General features: G+C 60.6%; 19 protein-coding genes and 1 pseudogene. 8 read left to right on the forward strand and 12 right to left on the reverse strand.

Going from position 1 to position 22,000, the window contains the following annotated elements:
- Positions 1-6 precede the first annotated feature (6 nt).
- The 7 genes and pseudogenes from pilB to ABEA08_RS19385 form a co-directional block, all read left to right on the forward strand.
- Positions 7-1,590 (forward strand): annotated as a pseudogene (pilB, locus tag ABEA08_RS19355) (type IV-A pilus assembly ATPase PilB); the annotation flags it as partial.
- Between the two features lie 50 nt (positions 1,591-1,640).
- The gene (locus tag ABEA08_RS19360; RefSeq protein ID WP_345337061.1) at positions 1,641-2,924 is read left to right on the forward strand and encodes a type II secretion system F family protein; all 1,284 of its coding nucleotides are present in this window, start codon (positions 1,641-1,643) and stop codon (positions 2,922-2,924) included.
- 35 nt (positions 2,925-2,959) lie between these two features.
- Positions 2,960-3,871 (forward strand): prepilin peptidase, encoded by a 912-nt coding sequence (locus tag ABEA08_RS19365; RefSeq protein WP_345337062.1) that lies wholly within the window; start codon positions 2,960-2,962, stop codon positions 3,869-3,871.
- The gene (gene coaE / locus ABEA08_RS19370) at positions 3,868-4,488 is read left to right on the forward strand and encodes a dephospho-CoA kinase (RefSeq protein ID WP_345337063.1); all 621 of its coding nucleotides are present in this window, start codon (positions 3,868-3,870) and stop codon (positions 4,486-4,488) included. The genes ABEA08_RS19365 and coaE overlap by 4 nt, the downstream gene beginning before the upstream one ends.
- Positions 4,472-5,221, forward strand: a complete 750-nt coding sequence (locus tag ABEA08_RS19375) for a cell division protein ZapD (RefSeq protein ID WP_345337064.1) — start codon at positions 4,472-4,474, stop codon at positions 5,219-5,221. The genes coaE and ABEA08_RS19375 overlap by 17 nt, the downstream gene beginning before the upstream one ends.
- Entirely contained in the window at positions 5,218-5,427 is a 210-nt protein-coding gene (gene yacG, locus ABEA08_RS19380; RefSeq protein ID WP_345337065.1) for a DNA gyrase inhibitor YacG, read from the forward strand. Before ABEA08_RS19375 ends, yacG begins: the two co-directional genes overlap by 4 nt.
- Before the next feature lie 4 nt (positions 5,428-5,431).
- Positions 5,432-7,102, forward strand: a complete 1,671-nt coding sequence (locus tag ABEA08_RS19385) for a PglL family O-oligosaccharyltransferase (RefSeq protein ID WP_345337066.1) — start codon at positions 5,432-5,434, stop codon at positions 7,100-7,102.
- On the opposite strand, the gene mutT is transcribed toward ABEA08_RS19385, so the two are convergent.
- The 3 genes from mutT to ABEA08_RS19400 form a co-directional block, all read right to left on the reverse strand.
- Positions 7,020-7,430: an 8-oxo-dGTP diphosphatase MutT gene (gene mutT, locus ABEA08_RS19390; protein ID WP_345337067.1), complete on the reverse strand. Its 411-nt coding sequence runs from the start codon at positions 7,428-7,430 to the stop codon at positions 7,020-7,022. The genes ABEA08_RS19385 and mutT overlap by 83 nt on opposite strands.
- Before the next feature lie 90 nt (positions 7,431-7,520).
- Positions 7,521-10,238, reverse strand: a complete 2,718-nt coding sequence (secA, locus tag ABEA08_RS19395) for a preprotein translocase subunit SecA (protein ID WP_345337068.1) — start codon at positions 10,236-10,238, stop codon at positions 7,521-7,523.
- A 73-nt stretch (positions 10,239-10,311) separates the two neighbouring features.
- Entirely contained in the window at positions 10,312-11,217 is a 906-nt protein-coding gene (locus tag ABEA08_RS19400) for a M23 family metallopeptidase (RefSeq protein WP_345337069.1), read from the reverse strand.
- Positions 11,218-11,246: 29 nt separating this feature from the next.
- Between ABEA08_RS19400 and ABEA08_RS19405 the strand changes: the two genes are divergently transcribed.
- Complete coding sequence (locus ABEA08_RS19405; RefSeq protein ID WP_345337070.1) at positions 11,247-11,690, forward strand: DUF721 domain-containing protein; 444 nt, start codon at positions 11,247-11,249, stop codon at positions 11,688-11,690.
- Positions 11,691-11,694: 4 nt separating this feature from the next.
- Here ABEA08_RS19405 and lpxC read toward each other — a convergent pair whose 3' ends face one another.
- The 9 genes from lpxC to murD all read right to left on the reverse strand — a co-directional run bounded on the left by lpxC (position 11,695) and on the right by murD (position 21,999).
- Positions 11,695-12,606 (reverse strand): UDP-3-O-acyl-N-acetylglucosamine deacetylase, encoded by a 912-nt coding sequence (gene lpxC, locus ABEA08_RS19410; RefSeq protein WP_345337071.1) that lies wholly within the window; start codon positions 12,604-12,606, stop codon positions 11,695-11,697.
- A 134-nt stretch (positions 12,607-12,740) separates the two neighbouring features.
- Complete coding sequence (gene ftsZ, locus ABEA08_RS19415; RefSeq protein WP_345337072.1) at positions 12,741-13,973, reverse strand: cell division protein FtsZ; 1,233 nt, start codon at positions 13,971-13,973, stop codon at positions 12,741-12,743.
- 33 nt (positions 13,974-14,006) lie between these two features.
- Positions 14,007-15,242: a cell division protein FtsA gene (gene ftsA, locus ABEA08_RS19420; protein WP_345337073.1), complete on the reverse strand. Its 1,236-nt coding sequence runs from the start codon at positions 15,240-15,242 to the stop codon at positions 14,007-14,009.
- Complete coding sequence (locus ABEA08_RS19425; RefSeq protein ID WP_345337074.1) at positions 15,239-15,976, reverse strand: cell division protein FtsQ/DivIB; 738 nt, start codon at positions 15,974-15,976, stop codon at positions 15,239-15,241. The genes ftsA and ABEA08_RS19425 overlap by 4 nt, the downstream gene beginning before the upstream one ends.
- 11 nt (positions 15,977-15,987) lie before the next feature.
- Complete coding sequence (locus ABEA08_RS19430; protein ID WP_345337075.1) at positions 15,988-16,914, reverse strand: D-alanine--D-alanine ligase; 927 nt, start codon at positions 16,912-16,914, stop codon at positions 15,988-15,990.
- The gene (gene murC, locus ABEA08_RS19435) at positions 16,907-18,364 is read right to left on the reverse strand and encodes a UDP-N-acetylmuramate--L-alanine ligase (RefSeq protein WP_345337076.1); all 1,458 of its coding nucleotides are present in this window, start codon (positions 18,362-18,364) and stop codon (positions 16,907-16,909) included. Before murC ends, ABEA08_RS19430 begins: the two co-directional genes overlap by 8 nt.
- Complete coding sequence (gene murG, locus ABEA08_RS19440; RefSeq protein WP_345337077.1) at positions 18,361-19,443, reverse strand: undecaprenyldiphospho-muramoylpentapeptide beta-N-acetylglucosaminyltransferase; 1,083 nt, start codon at positions 19,441-19,443, stop codon at positions 18,361-18,363. Before murG ends, murC begins: the two co-directional genes overlap by 4 nt.
- Complete coding sequence (gene ftsW, locus ABEA08_RS19445; RefSeq protein WP_345337078.1) at positions 19,430-20,698, reverse strand: cell division protein FtsW; 1,269 nt, start codon at positions 20,696-20,698, stop codon at positions 19,430-19,432. The genes murG and ftsW overlap by 14 nt, the downstream gene beginning before the upstream one ends.
- A complete protein-coding gene (murD, locus tag ABEA08_RS19450) occupies positions 20,698-21,999 on the reverse strand; it encodes a UDP-N-acetylmuramoyl-L-alanine--D-glutamate ligase (protein ID WP_345337079.1) in 1,302 nt (433 codons plus the stop codon). Before murD ends, ftsW begins: the two co-directional genes overlap by 1 nt.
- Between the last annotated feature and the right edge of the window lies 1 nt (position 22,000).

A 22,000-nucleotide genomic window follows, 5' to 3' on the forward strand; every position in this document is an offset into this window, starting at 1 on the left:
TTTCGTTCTCGCTGTGGCTTTAGCAAACCCAATGAGCTTATCTTGACTCAATTTAGCGGTAGTTTTGGCCTTCCCTACATGGATATCTCCTGGTTGGAGATATCCTCTTTGCCCGATGAGCTGAAAAACAAGAAGCTGATAGACAAGCACCGCTGCCTGCCGCTGGCCAAACGCAACAACCGGCTTATTCTCGCCACCGCAGATCCCAACAATGTATTGGCCCTAGAGGAGTTCCAGTTCAATCTGGGCCTGCACGTCGAGCCCATTATTGTGGTGCAGGAGGCGCTGGATCGGATCATCGATCAAGTGTTGGAGGACGATCTCGATCAACTGGAGATCAGCGAAGACGACGAGCAGCGCCTGGCAGGCATTGAGGCGGAAGACACCGACAAACATCTGGATGACAACGCCGCCAAGGGCGCCGACGACGCCCCCATCGTGGTGTTCATCAACAAATTAATGACCGAGGCGATCCGCAAGGGCGCCTCAGACTTGCACTTCGAGCCCTATGAAGATCACTTCCGGGTGCGCTTTCGCATCGATGGCATGCTCTCCACCATCACCCAGCCGCCGCAGGGGCTGGGGCCGCGCATTGCCGCCCGCATCAAGGTGATGGCCAAGCTTAATATTGCCGAGCGCCGCCTGCCGCAGGATGGCCGCATCAAGCTGCGGGTCGGCAGCAAAAAGCTGGTGGATTTTCGCGTCTCGGTGCTGCCCACCCTGTTCGGTGAGAAGGTGGTGATGCGGATCCTCGATTCCTCCGCCGCCAGCCTCAACATCGATATCCTCGGCTTCACGGATGAGCAGAAACAGCTGTATCAGGCCAACCTGCAGCGACCGCAGGGGATGATCCTGGTCACCGGCCCCACCGGCTCCGGCAAGACCGTCTCACTCTACACCGGCCTCAATATCCTCAACACCGAGGAGCGCAATATCTCCACCGCGGAGGATCCGGTCGAGATCAACCTGCCGGGGATCAACCAAGTGCAGATCAACCCCAAGGCGGGGCTGACCTTCGCCGGCGCGCTGCGCTCCTTCCTACGGCAGGATCCCGACATCGTTATGGTGGGGGAGATCCGCGATCTGGAAACCGCCGAGATCGCCGTCAAGGCGGCGCAAACCGGCCATATGGTGATGAGCACCCTGCACACCAACTCATCGCCAGAAACCCTGACCCGCCTGCTCAATATGGGCGTGCCGGCCTACAACATCGCCAGCTCGGTCAGCCTGATCATCGCCCAGCGCCTAGCCCGCAAGCTCTGCCCCAAATGCCGCCAGCCCGAGTCCATTCCGCGCGCAGAGATGCTGCGAGAGGGCTTTAGCGAGCAACAGATCGACAGCGGTTTTGCCAGCTTTAAGCCGGCAGGCTGCGAACATTGCACCAACGGCTACAAGGGCCGGGTTGGCCTGTATGAGATGCTGACCATGACCACCGAGATGGCGGCGCTGATCATGGCCGGCGGCAGCGCGCTGGATCTGGCCGAGCAGGCCCGCAAGGATGGCATGCGCAGTCTACGCCAGTCCGGTCTCAACAAGGTGGTGGAGGGGATCACCTCGCTGGCCGAGATCAACCGGGTGACCAGCCACTGAGCACACACTGAGCGCGCCCGAACCCTGAGCCCAAAACGGAATTTGTCATTATGGCCACCGCATTCAAAGCCCGCAGCAGCGCCGATGAGCGCCAACGCAAAAAATCCCGCCTCCAGAAGCCAACCAAGGCCGAGGTGGTGGATTTTAACTGGCAAGGTCGCAACCAGAAGGGCGACAAGATCAGCGGCGAGCTGCGTGGCGCCAGCGCCATGGCGATCAAGGCCCTGCTGCGCAAGCAGGGGGTGACCCCCACCAAGGTGGTGAAGAAACCCAAGCCACTATTCGCCCGAAAAGCTAAGATCCGCCCCGCCGATATCGCGGTGATCACCCGTCAGATCGCCACCATGCTATTAGCGGGCGTGCCGCTGGTCACCGCACTGGAGATGATCGCCAACGGCCATGAGAATGCGGCGATGCGCAAGCTGCTCGGCGAGATCCTCGAGGAGATCCAATCCGGCACCCCGGTCAATCAGGCGCTGCGACCGCATCGACTCTACTTCGATGAACTGTATTGCGATCTGGTCGCCGCTGGCGAACAGTCCGGCACGTTGGATCAGGTGTTTGACCGCATTGCCACCTACCGCGAGAAATCCGAGGCGCTCAAATCCAAGATCAAAAAGGCGATGTTCTACCCCGCCGCGGTGGTGACCGTGGCGATCGGCGTGACCCTGCTGCTGCTGCTGTTTGTGGTGCCTCAGTTCGAGGCGATCTTCAGCGATTTCGGCGCCGACCTGCCGCTGTTCACCCAGTTTGTGGTCAACCTGTCGCGCTTTGTCCAATCCAGCTGGTACTACTTCTTCGGCGTCGCCACCCTCTTGGTCTGGGCCTTCACCCGCGCCCATCGCAACTCGCAGCAGGTTCGCGATAAGGTCGACGCCGCCATCCTCAAGCTGCCGGTGATCAGCCCCATCCTGCACAAGGGCGCCATGGCCAAGTTTTCCCGCACCCTCGCCACCACCTTCGCCGCCGGGGTGCCACTGGTGGAGGGGCTGGACGCCTCCGCTGGCGCGTCCGGCAACGCGGTGTACCGGCACGGGATCCTCAAGATCAAACAGGAGGTGATCTCCGGCCTGCAGATGAACGTGGCGATGCGCACCGTTAACCTGTTTCCGGATATGCTGATCCAGATGGTGATGATCGGCGAGGAGTCCGGCTCACTGGATGACATGCTCAACAAGGTCGCCAACATCTATGAAATGGAGGTGGATGACGCCGTCGACGGCCTCTCCACCTTGATCGAGCCGATGCTGATGGTGGTGCTGGGCACCTTAGTGGGCGGCTTAGTGGTCGCAATGTACCTGCCCATCTTCCAATTGGGTAACGTGGTCGGCTAGGATCGGGCTATCACTTTTATTTAACGGCGATTTTCATGGCTGTGTGGTTTGAATTGTTTGCGCTGTACTCAGGATTGTTTCCTCTGTTGGTCGGCTGTACCGGCCTGATCGTCGGCAGCTTCCTTAATGTGGTGATCCACCGACTCCCCATCATGATGGAGCGCGAGTGGCGCGCCGAGTGGCAAGACGCCTGCGCCGAGGCCTACCCGGGCAGCAGCCCACAACCCTCGCCGTTGGATGCCTTGCCCGAGCGCTACAACCTGCTGGCGCCGGGCAGCGCCTGCCCGCAATGCCAAACCCCCATCCCGGCCTGGCGCAATATCCCGCTGCTAAGCTTTGCCCTGCAGCGCGGCCAATGCCACCAGTGTCAGGCCAAGATCTCGCTGCGCTACCCCTTCGTCGAGCTGGGCACCGGCCTGCTCAGTCTGCTGCTGGCGCTGCATCTGGGGCCAACCGGCCAGTTTCTCGCCGCCTGGTTGCTGCTGTTTGGCCTGATCGCCCTGACCGGGATCGACTTAGATACCATGCTGCTGCCAGATCAGATCACCCTGCCGCTGCTCTGGCTCGGCCTGTTGCTCAATATCGACGGCCTGTTTGTGTCGCTCAGCGATGCGGTGCTCGGTGCGGCGATCGGCTATCTGTCGCTGTGGACCCTGTTCCAACTGTTTAAGCTGCTCACCGGCAAGGAGGGCATGGGCTACGGCGACTTCAAGCTGCTGGCGCTGTTTGGCGCCTGGTTTGGCTGGCAAGCGCTGCTGCCCACCATACTGATCGCCTCCTTCGGCGGTGCCATTGTCGGCCTCTTGATGATGGCCAGCGGTCGGCTCAAGCAGGGGAACCCCATGCCGTTTGGCCCCTGGATCGCCCTGGGCGGCGTGATCTACCTGCTGTGGGGAACCCAACTGGTGAGCTGGTACCTGAACACTATGCTCGGAGGTATCGCATGAGTGACTTTATCGTCGGCCTGACCGGGGGGATCGGCTCAGGCAAAACCCAGGTGAGCGATCGCTTCGCCGCCAAAGGGATCGCGGTGATCGATACCGATCTGCTTGCCCGTGAGGTAGTGGCCAAAGGCACGGCGGGGCTGGCCGCCATTGTCGACAAACTCGGCCCGGAGATCCTGCAGCCAGACGGCGAGCTGGATCGAGCCAAGCTGCGCACGCGGATCTTCAGCGATGAATCGCTGCGCCAGTGGCTCAATGCGTTAACCCACCCGCTGATCCGCGAGCAGATGGTGCTGCAGTGCGCGCAGGCACAGTCGCCCTACGCCGTGTTAGTGGTTCCCTTACTGGTGGAAAGCGCATTACACTCACAGATGGATCGCATCTTGGTGGTGGATGTGCCGGAGTCGGTACAGATCGCCCGCACCTGTCAACGCGACAGCAACGACGAGGCCCTGGTACGCAGCATCCTCAAACGTCAGGCCAGTCGCCAACAACGCTTGGCGATCGCCGATGATGTGATCGACAACAGCGGGACCCTGGCGCAACTGGATCAACAGCTCGACCGCTTGCATCAGTCCTATCTCAGGCAGGCAGAGGATCGTCATGTGGCTGGTATTTGAACAACCCCTGAATGAGAAGATCCGCAACTATCTGCGGATCGAGTCCGTATGTGCCCAACTGGATGCGCACCAGGGCTTTCCTTACCCCGGCAGCGAATTGGCGTTCTTCCGCTCGCTGTTTGAGCTGGCGGAGCTGCTCGAGCGCGCCGATCTGCGCACCGATGTCGGTAAAGATCTGGAGCGCCAGCGCCAACAGTTGCAGCTGTGGCGGCCCCTGCCCGATGTCGATCAGCAACAGCTGGACGCGTTTGAGCACCAGTTGGATAGCCTGCAACAGCAGCTGCAGCAGATGACACGGCCAACCCAGCTGATAAAATCCGATCGTTTTTTGGCGGCGCTGCGTCAACGTCTGACCATACCCGGCGGCTACGGCAGCTTTGATCTGCCGCAACTGCACTTCTGGCTCGCCAGCGAGCCCGCCAGCAAGACCCAGCAAGCCCAGCGCTGGCGACAACGTTTGACCCCGATCACCGAGGCGGTCGCCCTGTTGCTTAACATGCTGCGGGAGACCGGTCGCTGGCAGGAGCAGATCGCCATGGGCGGCAGCTATCAGGCCAGCTCAGAGCAAGAGCTGGATCTGCTGCGGGTCAAGCTGAAACAAACCTACGGGGTGTACCCCACCATCAGCGCGCATCGCAGCCGCTTTACCATCCATCTAATCAATAACGAAACGGGCAAGGCCGATAACCGCAACCTGCCCCTGCATTTGTGTCTGTCCATGGAGAATCGATGACCCTGAAAGTCCAATGCCCCACCTGCCAAGCCGAAGTCAGCTGGGATAAAGACCACCCCTTCAAACCCTTTTGCAGCGAGCGCTGCAAGCTGATCGATCTGGGCGAGTGGGCCGAAGAGCGCCATGCCATCAAGGGTAAGGTCGAACTGCCGGACGAGTTTGATATCAGCGAACCGGATTTCTTTTTAGACGACACGGAAGAGTAACCCCATGGCCAAGGATGGCAGACTCACCCAAGCGTATCTGGCCGCACTGGCGCTGCTTTGGCTGCTGGCGATGCACTACTATCAGCCCAACGGCGGCGGTGCTGGCCTGGCCTTGGCGTTTAACAGCACCAGTTGGATCGCCATCAGTCTGATCCTCGCGGTTGGCCTGTGGCAACTGCAACAGCAACAAACCCTGCACTACACCCGCACCGATCTCGCCCTGCTCGCCGTCCTGCTCTGCCTGGCTCTGCCGCTGCTTTGGTCCGACGCCCCCTGGCGCCAGACCGGCTATGATCGCTATCTCGGGCTGATCGCCCTGGCCGCACTCATCCTGCTCCATCGCCAATTTGTCTTTAGCAGAGCACAGAAGCAACGATTCTGGGCCCTGCTGAGCGTCGCCGCGCTGATCCAGGCGTTGATCGCCCTGGGCCAGTTTCTGGCGATCCCGCTGTTAGCGGAGATCCCACAGCTCCGGCCCTCAGGCACGTTGCAACAAACCAATGTGATCGCCAGCCTGCTGGCCAGTGGGATCGCGATCAGCGCCTATCAACGCCTCAGCCTAACATTGCCCAATGGGCTGCTCTGGTTGCATCGGGCCGTGATCCTCACGGCGTTCACCGCCCAACTGCTGATCCTATCGCGCACCGGCCTGCTCGGCACCCTACTGGCGCTGCTCGGCTTGGGGTTGCTCTACCGCACGCAGCGCCGTCGGCTGTTGGAGCTCGGTGGTCTGTTTGGCGCAGCGCTCATACTCGCACTGCTACTCCAACATAGCCAAGTCGGCGCAGGCCGCGCCAATATGGCAGAGCCGGGCTATCGAACGGTGCAATACCAACTCTCCGCCGAGCTGTTTCTGCAGGCGCCGCTGACCGGCCATGGCATCGGCCAGTTCCAGTCGCGCTACGCCGAGCACAAAGCCCAGCGGCTGGCGCAGCAGCCGGATCTCACCCAATACTCATCCGCCTCCTCGCACCCCCATAACGAACTGCTATTTTGGGCAGTCGAAGGCGGCGTGTTGCCGCCGCTCGGCCTAGTGCTCTTTGCGCTGGGCTTTACCCTCCTGGTGTGGCGCCGGGGCAGTCTGGCGCAACGCGCCGCGTGGCTGTGCAGCGTGCCTATTTTGCTGCACACCCAAACCGAATACCCGCTCTACCATTCTGCGCCCCATCTGGCCCTGCTGGCGCTGCTGCTGTCCGAGGCCACGCCGGGCACTCGCTTGTCGCGCCATGCCCCTTTGACCCTGCTGCCGAAGCTCACTGCGGTGCTATTGGTGCTGCTGATCACGCCCTTTATGCTGACCAATCTGCACACCACCTATCTCGGTGGCCAGTACTTTGCCGAGGGCAAGGCCGCCCCCCTGACGCGGATCATCAACCCGTTCGGCCAGGAGAAGATCGTCAATATGCTGATGGGCTCGGCGTTACTCAAAGCCGGCCACCCGCAGGCGCTGGCCCAGGCTCAGGCGTTAGCCGAGCACGAGGTGCAGTTGCGTCCCTCCGTCGGCGCCTATCTGCTGCTGTACGATGCGCAGCGTCTCTCGGGCCAAACACAACAGGCGCAAGCCACCTTGGCGCAGGCACGCTATCACTTTCCTAGCGCGCCGCTTCTGCAGCCAAGCGAACCAACACCGCCGACACGATCGGCTGATTGGCCGCCGGCATCGCCAACCCTGTAAGCGTCTGTGGCGACACCCAGCGGATCGGGTTGCCCTCGTTGGCCCGAGCCTGACCCCGGAAGCGGGCGATCCAGAAGATCGCCAGCTCCACCCGCCGCTCGCCATAGTCATGGCTGAGACTCAGCAATGGCTCGGCCTGCTCGATCTCCAGCCCCACCTCCTCTGCCAGCTCCCGCGCCAACGCCTGAGTTGTCTGCTCGCCCGGCTCCACCTTGCCGCCAGGAAACTCCCATAAGCCGCCCTGCTCCTGCGCCGGATCCCGCAGTGCCACCAGGATCTCACCCTTCTCATTGACCACCACGCCGATGGCCACTTGGATCGATTGCATTGTCTCTCCTTAACAAAAAGGGCGACCCCATGGGTCGCCCTTTGTTCATTTCACTCCCGGTTGCCCGGAGTAGGTACGCGGCGCCCTGCCTTAGGACAGCTTACCGTGGCACTGCTTGTATTTCTTGCCGGAGCCGCATGGGCAAGGATCGTTACGACCCACCTTAGGGCCCTGACGTGGCGCTTCTGCCGCAGGGGCCGATGCCCCCATCTGCTGAGCCTGTTGATGCTCGAAGGCGCGCTGGCGAGCCAACTGCTCCTCCTGCTCACGGCGTTTCTCTTCCATCGCATCCACATCGGATTGGGCCTGAACCCGCACCTTGGACAGCAGGGAGATCACATCGGTCTTGAGCGATTCCAGCATGCCCTGGAACAGCTCAAACGACTCGCGCTTGTACTCCTGCTTCGGGTTCTTCTGGGCGTAGCCGCGCAGGTGAATGCCCTGACGCAGGTGATCCATCGCCGCCAGATGCTCCTTCCACAGGTTGTCCAGCGTTTGCAGCATCACTACTTTCTCGAACTGGCGCAGTACCTGCTCGCCCACTTGGGCCTCTTTCTCAACGTAGGCGTCATCCCAGGCTTTCACGATCCGCTCGCGCAGCAACTGCTCGTCCAGATCGTCCTCTTTCTCCAGCCATTCGGCCACAGGCAAGGTCAGCTCAAAGTCGGCCGCCAAACGCGCTTGCAAGCCTGGTACGTCCCACATCTCTTCCAGTGATTGCGGTGGGATGTACTGGGAAACCACGTTATTCAGTACGTCTTCACGTACCACTTCGATGGTCTCCTTGATGTCCTCATCGTCCATCAGATCGTTACGCTGGGCATACACCACCTGGCGCTGATCGTTCGCCACGTCATCGTACTCAAGCAGCTGCTTACGAATATCGAAGTTACGGGCCTCAACCTTACGTTGAGCGTTCTCGATGGCACGATTCACCCAAGGGTGCTCGATCGCTTCACCGCGCTCCATGCCCAGCTTCTTCATCATGCCTGAGACACGATCCGAGGCGAAGATCCGCATCAGGCTGTCTTCCATCGACAGGTAGAAACGAGAAGAACCTGCATCACCCTGACGACCGGAACGGCCACGCAGCTGGTTATCGATCCTGCGGGATTCATGACGCTCGGAGGAGATGATATGCAAACCACCAGAGGTCAGCACGGCGTCATGACGTACCTGCCAGTCGGCCTTGATCTTCGCGATCTGCTCATCGGTTACCTTGTCACCTAAGGCATCGATCTCAGCCTGCCAGCTGCCACCGAGCACGATATCGGTACCACGACCGGCCATGTTGGTCGCGATGGTCACCGCGCCAGAACGTCCTGCCTGGGCGACGATCTCCGCCTCCTGCTCATGGAACTTGGCGTTAAGGACGTTGTGCTTGATCTTCTCTTTGCGCAACAGGTTCGACAGGTACTCGGACGATTCAATCGAGATGGTACCCACCAGCACCGGCTGGCCGCGCTCCATACAGTCACGGATATCGGCGATGATCGCCTCAAACTTCTCTTCCGCGGTCAGGTACACCAGATCGGCCATGTCATTACGGATCATCGGCTTATTGGTTGGAACCACCACGGTATCCAGGTTGTAGATGCTCTGGAATTCAAACGCTTCGGTATCTGCAGTACCGGTCATACCGGCCAGCTTGTTGTAGATCCGGAAGTAGTTCTGGAAGGTGATGGACGCCAGTGTCTGGTTTTCATTCTGAATACGCAGACCCTCTTTCGCCTCCACCGCCTGATGCAGACCTTCAGACCAACGACGGCCCGGCATGGTACGGCCGGTGTGCTCATCGACGATCACCACCTGGCCTTCATCGTCCACGATGTAATCCACATCGCGCTCAAACAGCATGTGCGCGCGCAGACCGGCGTTAACGTGATGCAACAGGGAGATGTTGGCGGCGCTGTAGAGCGAGTCGCCCTCCTGCAGCAGGCCGATCTGGATCAGCAACTGCTCCACCTTCTCCTGGCCACGCTCGGTCAGGTGAACCTGCTTGGCCTTCTCGTCAACGCTGAAGTCGCCCTCACCGATCTCTTCCTCGGTGTCCTCTTTATCCTGACGGATAAGCTTCGGGATCAACGTATTGACGCGGATGTAGGCTTCCGAGCTGTCTTCCGCCGCTCCGGAGATGATCAACGGCGTCCGCGCCTCATCGATGAGGATGGAATCCACCTCATCGATCAGAGCGTAGTTCAGCTCACGCTGTACCCGCTCCTTGGCGGAAAACGCCATGTTGTCGCGCAGGTAATCGAAGCCAAATTCGTTGTTGGTGCCGTAGGTAATGTCAGCAGCGTAGGCGGCTTGCTTGTCCGTATGGGCCATGCCAGACAGGTTGATGCCAACGGTCAGACCGAGGAATTCAAACAGTGAGCGGTTCCACTCGGCATCACGGCGAGCCAGGTAGTCGTTCACGGTGATCACGTGAACCCCTTTGCCGCTCAGTGCGTTAAGGTAGGCAGGCAAGGTGCCGGTCAAGGTCTTACCCTCACCGGTGCGCATCTCGGCTATGCGGCCCGACTGCAGCACCATGCCACCGATCATCTGCACATCGAAGTGACGCATACCAAAGACCCGCTTGGAGGCTTCCCGTACGGTCGCAAACGCTTCCGGTAGGATCGCATCCAAAGACACACCTTCGGCAACACGTTGCTTAAACTCTTCGGTTTTTAGCTTCAGCTGCTCATCGCTCAGCGCTTCCCAGTCCGCTTCCAGCGCATTGATCTGGGTCACTACCTTGCGCAGCTGCTTGAGGGTTCGTTCGTTCTTACTACCAAATACTTTGGTCAGGACTTTTGAAAACATTGCCTTACATCGCTACTGAACACGGCAGGCGCCAGCTTCATGCCGGCGCCTGGAATATGAATACGGATCCTGTCTAACGCTTTGGCTTACGGTAAACGTAGGCCGCAGGATCCACCTGTCTGTCGTTTTTCATGACTTCGTAGTGGACATGAGGCCCGGTTGATCGGCCGGTACTGCCGATCAGCGCAACCACTTCACCTTTATCCACCACCTGGCCCAACTCAACCAGATTTTCCTTATTATGCCCATAACGAGTTTTTAAGCCGTTACCATGATCAATTTCGACCAAATTTCCGTAACCAAACATGGTGCCTGAGTACGAGATCACACCGGCGCCGGTGGCGATCACCTCGCCACCTTCCGGTCCAGCAAAATCCAGACCCCGATGCATGGTACGACGCCCATTGAAGGGATCGTTACGGTAACCGAACGATGAGGACTGCCAGCCGCTGGTCAGCGGTCTGCCGCTCAGATAACGGTCATTATCGATATGGTGATGACGTTCGAGAGTTTCAAGTAGGGGCAGCTGATTATCGACACGATCCAGCCGTTTTAATAACTGATCCATGTCGGCCAACAACAATGCCAACTCGATCTCATCCTGCGCCGGTGCGTCCGCACCACCGAGGCCAACCTCACTCGTGAAATCAAACTGATCCGCCAGCTCGGCTCGCTCTGCCAATGCGACGCCCATCGCCTCGACCCGGTTCATCCGCGCCTGGATCCGTCCCAGCCTTGCGGCCAACACGGATAACTGGGCTTCCGTTTGCTCTCGCAGCTGCTCCAATTCGCCTTGTTGCTGCTGATTGCGCAACTGCGCCTGCGCCAGTTCACCTTGGGCTGCGCCGCTGCTACGACTGCTCATCTGCCAAAGGCCTGCGCCCACCGCCACCAACAGGATCGGCAACGCCAACCAGGAACGGCCAGGCTCAAAACGTCGAACACCGTGCTTTGTACGGAAAAAGACTGTTACACTCATCGCGTTGCTTATCTAATTCTTAGTCGTCAATGAAATCCAAACCGCAAGACATGGCCCAACTGGCCAGCGAACGATTCGCCAAACTGCAAAATCATGCCGGTCAAATGGGCCAGCTACGCCAATGTTTATTGCCGCTGCTGGATCCTGCGGTGCATGACCAGATGAAGATCGCCAATCTGCGAGATGGCAAACTGGTGATTGAGCTTGCTTCGGCCGCGTGGGCGACACGTCTGCAATACCAACGACTGGATCTGATGTCGGCGTTGCGACGCAACGGATTTCCCATGCTTACGACTATCGAGTTTAAAGTCAACCCGAAGCTCTCCCAGATAACGCCGAAAAAAGCGGTCGTGACCAAGCAGTTAAGTAGTAATGCGAGCGATCATTTAGAGAGTCTCGCAAATAACGTAGGCGGCGAACTGGGCGAAAAACTTAAAAAATTGGCCGCCCGAGGGCGGCCAATCAAGAAATGAGGCGTTAAGCCAAACTCGGTGCCAGATAATCCATCGGCACCTCCTGCGGACGGTCGAAGCTCACCAGCTCCCAGGCAGAGGCATCCGCCAATACCGCACGCACCAGCACATTATTGAGCGCGTGGCCGGATTTGTGGGCGCGGAACTCACCCAAGATAGCGTGACCCGCCAGGTAGAGATCACCCACAGCGTCGAGGATCTTGTGCTTCACAAACTCATCGGGATCGCGCAAGCCATCCGGATTAAGGATGCGATACTCATCCAGCACGATGGCGTTCTCCATGGTGCCACCCAGACACAGGTTATTGGCCTGCAAGAACTCAATGTCCTTCATAAAGCCAAAGGTCCGTGCCTTGCTGATCTGGCGACTAAAGGCACTGGCGGAGAAGTCCAGCGCCAATCGCTGAGCGCTACGGCTGATGGCCGGATGATCGAAGTCGATGGAGAAATCCAGACGGAAGCCGTTATGCGGACGGAATTCCGCCCACTTATCACCCTCTTCCACACGCACGGTTTTACGCAGACGCAGATACTTTTTGGACGCGGACTGCTCCGCAATACCGGCGCTTTGCAGCAGGAAAAGGAACGGACTGGCACTGCCATCCATGATCGGGATCTCAGGTGCATCCACTTCGATATAGACGTTATCCACGCCCAAGCTGGCTAATGCCGCCATCAGGTGCTCAATGGTCAGCACCTTGACGCCCTGCGCATTGGCCAGGCCAGAGCACAGGGTGGTTTCTTTGATCAGATCAGCACGCGCAGGGATCTCCACCACGGGATCCAGATCGACCCGGCGGAAGACGATCCCGGTATTCACCGGGGCAGGCTTCATCGCGATCGTCACCTTGTTGCCTGAGTGCAAACCCACTCCGGCAGCTTGGATCGGACGCTGAAGCGTCATCTGTTTACTCATAGAGCACTGCTCCTGCTAACTGATACAACATTAACCAAACGGTCGCTATCCTACCACAAATCGGACACATGGCCAAAGAGTGGCCGGACCAATGGTCCGATCCGCTCAATCGATCTTAGCGACTAAGACGTCGCTTAATCGGCCTGACGACGCAGAAACGCTGGGATATCCAGGTAGTGTTCCTGACTCTGTGGCTGCTTGGCGGGCGCGGCAGCACCCGTTTGCGCCGGCGCTGCCGGACGCGATGGCTCAGCCGTCGCGTTGCCGGTCAGGCTCGGCGCGGAATCCACCGCATACTGGGCCGCATTCGGCACCGCCGGTGCTTCAGGCTTGACCTCAGGCGCGACGTTCGCGCGCGGCTCGGCCGGCTTCGCCACCGGCTTGGACACCAATTGGATATCTGGCTTCTTATCCGCGCCGATCCCGGTCGCGACCACGGTCACCCGCAGCTCATCGCTCATCTCAGGATCGATCACTGCACCCACCACCACGGTGGCATTCTCAGACGCGTAAGCCTTGACGTGGTTACCCACGGTCTCGAACTCTTCGATGCTGATATCCAGGCCCGCGGTAATGTTAACCAGAACACCACGGGCGCCAGACAGATCAATATCCTCCAGCAGTGGGCTGGCGACGGCCGCTTCCGCGGCTTCCTCGGCACGGTCTTCGCCGCGCGCGACACCGGTGCCCATCATGGCGTTACCCATCTCCGACATCACGGTCTTCACATCCGCGAAATCGACGTTGATCAGGCCAGGACGGGTGATCAGCTCAGCAATGCCCTGCACCGCGCCCAGCAACACATTGTTGGCCGCCTTGAAGGCATCCAACAGACTGGTACGACCGCCCAATACCTTCATCAGCTTGTCGTTCGGTACGGTGATCAGCGAATCGACCTGCTTAGACAGCTGCTCGATCCCCTGATCGGCAAAGGCAGAGCGCTTCTTGCCTTCAAAGGAGAATGGCTTGGTTACCACGGCAACCGTCAAAATGCCCTCCTCCTTCGCCACTTCGGCCACAACCGGAGCGGCACCGGTGCCGGTCCCCCCGCCCATGCCTGCGGCAATAAACACCATATCCGAGCCGGTAATGGCGGCACGGATGGTTTCCCGATCTTCCAGCGCCGCTTCGCGACCGATCTCAGGATTCGCACCGGCACCTAGGCCCTTAGTGACGTTCTTGCCCAATTGAATGGTGGTCTGCGCAGACGATTTGCGCAGCGCCTGTGAGTCGGTGTTAGCGCAGATAAAATCCACACCTTCAATGGTTTGCTCAACCATATGCTCAACGGCGTTGCCGCCGCCGCCACCGACCCCGATGACCTTGATGACCGCGTCATCACTGTGACTGTCGACAATCTCGAACATGTTTGTATCTCCGTTCAGCCCGCGTCCAAAAATCTAAAATTCGCCCTTGAACCAGCTTTGCATCCTGCCGAGTAGCTGGCCTAAGCCTTTTTTGGGATCCCGCTCCTGCGCTTTCACTTGCAGTTGCTTCGCCCCGTAATGCAAAAGCCCCACTGCCGTTGCGTAGCTGGGCTCCCGTATGTATTCGTTCAAACCTTTCAGTGCCAATGGCTGCGCCATCCGTACCGGCATGCCGAAGATCTCCTCGGCCACCGTTTCTGCCCCGTCGATCTGGGCAGTGCCGCCGGTCAGTACGATCCCCGCCGCCACCTGATCCTCCAGGCCGCTGGAGCGCAGTGCGTCAGACACCAACTCAAACAGCTCCTGGTAGCGTGGCTCGACGACTTCAGCCAGCGTATGGCGCGACATGCTGCGAGCCGGGCGTCCGCCGACTGACGGCACCTCGATGCTCTCTTCCTGACTCACCAAAGCCGAGCGGGCACAGGCAAAGTCCACCTTGATCTGCTCGGCATGGCTCAGTGGCGTGCGGAAGATCTTGGCGATGTCGCTGGTGACCTGATTGCCCGCCACCGGGATCACCGCACAGTGGCGCAACGCGCCGCCGGAGTAGATGGCGATATCGGTGGTGCCGGCGCCCATATCGACCAGACACACGCCCAGATCCTTCTCGTCCTCGGTCAGCACCGCTTCCGCCGATGCGATGCCTGAGAACACCAGATCATCCACGGCAACGTCACAACGCTCTACGCACTTGGTGATATTGCGCGCCCAGTCGGACGAGCAGGTCACCATATGCACATTGGCTTCCATCCGCATACCGGACATGCCCACCGGCGAGCGGATCCCCTCCAGCTCATCGATAGTAAAGTCCTGCGGCAACACGTGCAGGATCCGACGTTCGGTCGGGATCTTGACCGAACGGGCGGTGTGGATCACGTCGTCCACATCGTCCTGCACCACCTCGGCACCGTCGATCGAGACCATGCCTTTTTCATTCTGACAACTGACGTGATGACCCGAGATACTCAGGTAAACCGACGCCACCTCGCACTCCGCGATGGAGGCCGCCTGGTTCAGCGCCAGCTTGACGCTGCGCACCACGGAATCGAGGTCATTGACCCCGCCTTTGTCCATCCCTCTGGACAGTTGACTGCCCATGCCTACGATGCTGATCTCACCATCCGGCAGCACTTCACCGATCACCGCCGTGGTCTGGGCGGTGCCGATATCCAAGCCCACGATCAGGCTGGTTTCTTGGCTATTGGTCATTGATCCTGTTCCTGCCATCGCACGGCCAGTCCCGTGTCATAACGTAAATCTACCCGCTCGATCGGGGCTTGTTCGCGCTCCAGCTCAGGCCAGAGATCGATAAATCGTTGCGCCCGCGCCAGCGTATCGCTGCGCCCGAGCGCCAGCTCGGTGCCACTGGCCAGACGCAGGGTCCAAGCGTGGCGGGCATTCAAACTCAAAGCTTGCCCTTCAAAGCCGTTTATAGCCAGCAATTCAGACAGTTGCTGCCACATTATCCACACTTTTTGTTCACTTCCGGCCGGTCCGGACAGGTGCGGTAATGTCGCCAGCCCCGCACGAGGCGGCGCCTCGAAGGCTTGGGCCCGATCATTGAGCCAGCCGTGATCGTGCCAACGGGCCACCGGCACCTGCTCCAACAGGTAAACCCGGATCCGATTGGGCCACTCGCGCCGCACCGCGGCACGATCGACCCAGGGCAGCGCCGTTAGGGCTTCGCGGATCACCGCCACATCGGCGGTAAACAGTGACCAATTGCCCAGCTCACGCAAGGCCTGGCGCACCTCATCGTCGTCGGTAAACTGCCGCTCGCCGATCAACGCAAGTTCCTCAATGGGCAAGCTATCGGCGCTGCGGGTGAATTCCACCACCCACCAGCCGCCGCGCAATAACCCAAGCAGCACCAACAGCAAAAAGCCGAGCCCAAACCACAAGCTCCAGCGACGCTCCGGGATCTGAGGCAGAGCCAATTGCATGCCGATCGCCCTCAGTGCGCCTTGGCCAGCACGCGGCAAACCAACTGCTCAAACGACAGTCCCACCGCCTTGGCCGCCTTCGGCACCAGGCTGGTTTCGGTCATGCCCGGGACCGTGTTGACCTCCAGCAGTTGAAACTGGCCGTCGGCGTCCCGCATCACATCGACGCGGCCCCAGCCGGTCGCACCCACGGCACGAAACGCCTGCAGGGCGATCGCCTGCATCGCCTGCTCCTCGTCGGCGGATAAGCCACAAGGGATCAGGTAGCGGGTATCACCGGTGACGTACTTGGCGTCATAGTCGTAAAACTCATGATCGGTTTCCATCTTGATCACCGGCAACGCCTGATCACCGAGGATCGCCACCGTGTATTCCGGGCCGTCGATCCACGCCTCCACCAGCACGGTTTCGTCGTAGTGCAGCGCCGCTTCAATGGCGCTCTGCAGTGCCGCAGGATCGGCCGCCTTAGCCATCCCCACTGACGAGCCTTCATTGGCGGGTTTGACCATGACAGGAGCGCCAAGGCGGGCCATTATAGCGGCCGCGTCTTTATCACAAAACGTTTCTTTTTCAACTACCTCAAATTTCGCGGTCGGCAGCGCCAAACCGGCCCACAACCACTTAGTGCGCACCTTATCCATCGCCACGGCACAGCCCATCACGCGGGATCCTGTGTAGGGGATCTGCATCAGATCCAGCGCCCCCTGGATGCTGCCGTCTTCGCCGCCGCGACCGTGCAGCACGATAAATGCGCTCTCGAAGCCCGCCAATTCCGCCACCGGGCGCTCGGCCGGATCAAACTTGTGCGCGTCCACACCGCTGCGCTGCAACGCAGCCAGCACCGCCGCACCGGAGTTCAGCGACACGGCACGTTCGGCGCTGCTGCCACCAAACAGCACCGCCACCTTGCCAAAGCGCTCCGGCACAAACTCAGTCACGGCCCAGCTCCTTCATCTTCTCCACCGACAGGCCCAGATCCGCCAGTTGGCGCGATACCGCACCAATATTGCCTGCGCCCTGGGTCAACACCACATCGCCGTCCTGCAACTGCGCCGCCAAAATGGCGGGCAGGGCCTCGGGCCCAGGCACATAGACAGGATCCAGACCGCGCTGCCGGATCGAGCGACACAATGCACGGCTGTCAGCACCCGGGATCGGATCCTCTCCGGCGCTGTAAACCTCCATCAGCAACAGCAGATCCACCTCGGCCAACACGGCGCAGAAATCCTCATACAGATCGCGGGTTCGGCTGTAACGATGGGGCTGATATACCATCACCAGGCGGCGATCCGGCCAACTGGCCCGAGCCGCGCGGACGGTGGCCAACACCTCGGTCGGGTGGTGACCATAGTCATCGACCAGACGCACCTGACCCAGGCCGGTGTCAAACTCACCGTACTGCTGGAATCGACGGCCAATGCCCTCAAAGGCCAGCAACGCCTTGAGCAGGACCGCGTCGTCCACGCCCTCTTCCATCGCCACGGCGATGGCCGCCAAGGCGTTTTGCACGTTGTGGCGCCCCGGTAGGTTCAGCGTCAGCGCCAATGGCTCCCGATCCTTGCGGACCAAGGTAAATTGGGTCTGGGTGCCGATCTGGCGGTAGTTTTCGGCGCGAATATCCGCTTCCGGCGAGAATCCATAGGTCACGGTGCGGCGGCTGATCCGCGGCAACACCGCTTGCACGCCGGGATCATCCAGGCACACCACCGCCGTGCCGTAGAACGGCAGGTTATGGAAAAACTCAACGAAGGTGTCGTACAACTTATTGAGATCGCCGCCATAGGTGTCCATGTGATCCGGCTCGATGTTGGTCACCACCGCCAGCATCGGCTGCAGATGCAAGAAGCTGGCGTCCGACTCATCCGCCTCAGCCACCAAGTAGTGGCTTTGCCCCAGCTTGGCATTGGTGCCAGCACTGTTGAGCTTACCGCCGATCACGAAGGTGGGATCCAGCCCGGCTTCGCCAAACAGACTGGCGGTCAGGCTGGTGGTAGTGGTTTTGCCGTGGGTGCCGGCGATGGCAATGCCGTGGCGAAAGCGCATCAGCTCCGCCAACATCTCGGCCCGGCGTACCACAGGGATCCGTGCCGCACGCGCCGCCTGGATCTCCGGGTTCTCTTCGTTGATGGCGGTCGAAACTACCACCACATCCACGCCATCGACCCACTTAGCGTCGTGACCAATGTGGATGACCGCGCCGGCCTGGGCCAGACGCTGAGTGACCGGATTCTGGGCAATGTCGGAGCCGCTGATCTGGTAGCCCTCGTTGGCCAAGACCTCGGCGATCCCGCCCATGCCAGCGCCGCCGATACCGACGAAGTGGATCCGATTAACCCGGCCCATTGCGCCGGCTGGGGTTGGCCCTTGGGCCTGATGCTGAACTGTCATGACTTACTCCGCGCCAGTTGCTCACAGCAACGGGCGACCTGTTCGGTGGCGTCCGGTGCCGCGCTGTTGTGCGCGGCCTTCGCCATCGTTTCAAGCGTGTCCGGCGCCTGCACCAACTGCTGCAGTTGCGTGGCTAAGGCCTGCCGGGAAAATTCCGTCTGGGGGATCAACAGCGCCGCGCCGTCATCCACCAGAGCTTGTGCATTCTTGGTTTGGTGGTCGTCTACCGCATGCGGGAAGGGCACCAAGATCGACGGTCGTCCGGTGATCGCCAGCTCCGCCACCGTTAAGGCGCCGGCGCGGCAGATCACCAGATCGGCCCAGGCGTAGGCCGCTTCCATGTCGTCGATAAAATCGGCCACCTGAACACCGACACCCGGTGCGCTGGCGCGCCAATGCTGCTCAACCTCCGCTTGATTGCCACGCCCAACCTGATGCCAGACGGTAAAACGGGCCTGATCGGCGATGGTGCCCACCGCCCGAGGGACCACCTCATTGAGCACCCGGGCGCCGAGGCTACCGCCCACCACCAACACCTTCAATTGCTTGCCGGCGACCACAGGTTGCTGCTGGCCGACGGCGATCAACTCCTGACGCACCGGGTTGCCAACCCACTGTTCATTGGGCAGCACGCCCTTGAACGCCACCAGCACCTTGCTGGCGAAGCGGGCCAGGATCTTATTGGTCGCGCCCGCCACGGCATTTTGCTCGTGCAAGACCAATGGCGTACGCCGGAGCCAGGCCGCGATCCCGCCAGGGCCTGCGGCATAACCGCCCATCCCCAGCACCACGTCCGGTTTAAATTCTCGCTGGATAGTCAGCGCCTGGCCGATTGCCTTGAAGATCTGCAGCGGTGCCTTGAGCTTGCGCAGCACACCATTGCCACGCACCCCTTTGATATCAATAAAGCGGATCTCGAAGCCGTGCTGAGGCACCAATCGTGCCTCCATCCGCTCTTCGGTTCCCAGCCACAGCACCTCCCAGCCCTGCTCGCGCAGGCGGCGTGCCACGGCCAGCGCCGGAAACACATGGCCTCCGGTGCCGCCCGCCATCACCAACAAACGTTTAGCTTGGCTCATCGGCTTCGCTCCCTGTGTTGCGCGCTCGGGACGCTTTGGGTTTGGCGGATCGCGCCTTGGCGGGCTGCGCTTGCGCAAACCGCCGCTCGTGATCGATCCGGAGCAGCAATGCAGCTGCGGCGGTCATGATCCATAAACTACTGCCACCATAAGACACCAACGGCAACGTCAGCCCCTTGGTCGGCAACACTCCGACGCTGGCGCCCACGTTCACCGCGGTTTGAAAACTGAACCAAATGCCGATGCCATAAGCCAGATAGCCCGCGAAGGCCTGCTCCTGCTTCAGGGCCAGATGGCCGATCCACAGGGCGCGCAACGCCAGGATCAGCAGCAACAGCAACACCGCCATCACCCCGACAAATCCCAGCTCCTCGCCCAGCACCGCAAAGATAAAATCCGTATGGGCCTCAGGCAGGTAATCCAGCTTCTGAATGCTGTTGCCCAGACCCTCCCCAAACCAATCCCCACGACCATAGGCCATCAGCGACTGAGTCAGCTGATAGCCGGTACCGAAAGGATCCGCCCAAGGATCCATAAAAGACTGTACCCGCGCCATCCGATAGCCGGAGGTGGCGATCAGGCCAATAAAGCCGCCGAGCCCCACTAGGATCAACGCGATAAACTGGCCCAAGCGGGCGCCCCCCAGAAACAACATGCCGGTGGTGGTGACAAACATCACCACCACGGTGCCGAAATCCGGCTGCAGGATCAGCAACACGGCGTAGATCCCAAACACCACCAAGGCCTTGATAAAGCCTTTGAAGTTCTCGCGAACCTCCTGCTGCTGCCGCACCAGATAGCCCGCCAAAAACACAAACAGCGCCAGTTTGGCCAGCTCAGCCACCTGGAAGTTAAAGGGGCCCAGCGGGATCCAGCGGGTCGCGCCATTCACGGTGCGTCCCACCCCTAACACCGCGATCAAGGCGAGCAAGGCAAGAAACATCAACACCCAGTCGTAGCGGGCCCACAGTTTCAGGGGCACCTGCAGCACCCCAAAGGCGATGAACAGCGCCCCAATGATGAAGATCAGCTGACGTTTAATGAAATAATAGGGATCGCCAGTTAAGCGCACCGCCTCCGGCATCGATGCCGAGGCCACCATCATAAATCCCAGCGCCATCAGGGTCAGGATCAGCAACAGCAACAGACGATCATACAGCGGACTCTGCGCGTGCGGCGCAGGCAGCAGCGCTCGGCCGATCCGTTGCCAGATCAGACCGATGGAGTGCCAATGTTGCTGCGCCGCTGCTCGCATCAGAGCCCCTTAGCCGCCGTGGCGAAGCGCTCACCGCGCTCGACAAAGTTTCGGAACATGTCGATGCTGGCGCAGGCCGGTGACAGCAGCACCAGATCCCCCGGCTGCGCCTCCTCAGCCGCCAGCGCCACCGCCTGCTCAATCGACACCACCGGCTGGGCCGCCGAATGCAGCGCCGCCAGTGCCGGGCCGTCCTGGCCCAGGGTATAGAGTCGGTGTACCTGCGCCAGTGACGGCGTCAACTCGGTCAGATCGGCGCCCTTGGCGTCGCCACCGGCGATCAGAAACAGCCGGCTAGCGCCGCCACTGAGCCCCGCGATCGCCGCCTGCGTGGCGCCGATATTGGTGGCCTTGGAATCATTGACGTACTTCACCCCATGCTTGACGGCCACCAGCTCACAGCGATGGGCCAGGCCGGTATAGCTGCGCAGCGCCTGCAAACATCCCGCCAGCGGCACCTGCGCCGCCTGAGTCAGCGCCAAGGCGGCCAATGCATTGGCGACATTGTGCTCACCCACCATCGCCAGCTCAACGCTTCGCAACAAGGCCGTCTCGCCTTGGCACAACTGACCGTCGCGCACGCCAAAGTCGGCACCATCGGCGGGATCCAAACCAAAGCTGATCGAACGAGCGCCAGCGGGCGCCAACGTATTGGGATCGGCCCGGTTGCTCACGCACAGGCGGGCCTGAGCGTACAGCGTCAGCTTGGTATCCCGGTAGTGCTCAAAACCGTCATAACGATCCAGATGATCGGCACTGACGTTGAGCACGGTCGCCGCCACACAATCCAGGCTGTGGGTGGTTTCCAGCTGAAAGCTGGACAGCTCCAGCACATAGAGTTGGTGATCCTGGCCAAGCAGATCCAGCGCGGGTGTGCCGATATTGCCGCCGACGCCGACCGACCAGCCCGCCGCCTTGGCCATCTCCCCCACCCAGCTGGTGACGGTTGATTTGCCGTTGGAGCCGGTGATCGCGATCACCGGTGCGTCCGCGTGCCGGGCGAACAGCTCGATATCGCCGATAACCTCGACGCCGGCCTGGATCGCCGCAGCGATCGCCGGCGTCGCCAGGGCGATCCCCGGGCTCACCACTAACTGCTTAGCCTGACACAACACCTCGGCCTTCAGCGGGCCGGTCAACAAAGGCACCTGGGGAAAGTCCCGGGCCAGTTGGTCCGCACCCGGCGGCGCGGCGCGGGTATCCCACACCGACACCGCGATCCCCTGCGCCTGCAAGAAGCGCACGCAGGACAGGCCCGTTAGGCCCAGTCCGAGGATGAAGGTGTTGCCGTGCGTGCTCATA

Source organism: Ferrimonas pelagia, assembly GCF_039543565.1.
Taxonomy (GTDB): domain Bacteria; phylum Pseudomonadota; class Gammaproteobacteria; order Enterobacterales; family Shewanellaceae; genus Ferrimonas; species Ferrimonas pelagia.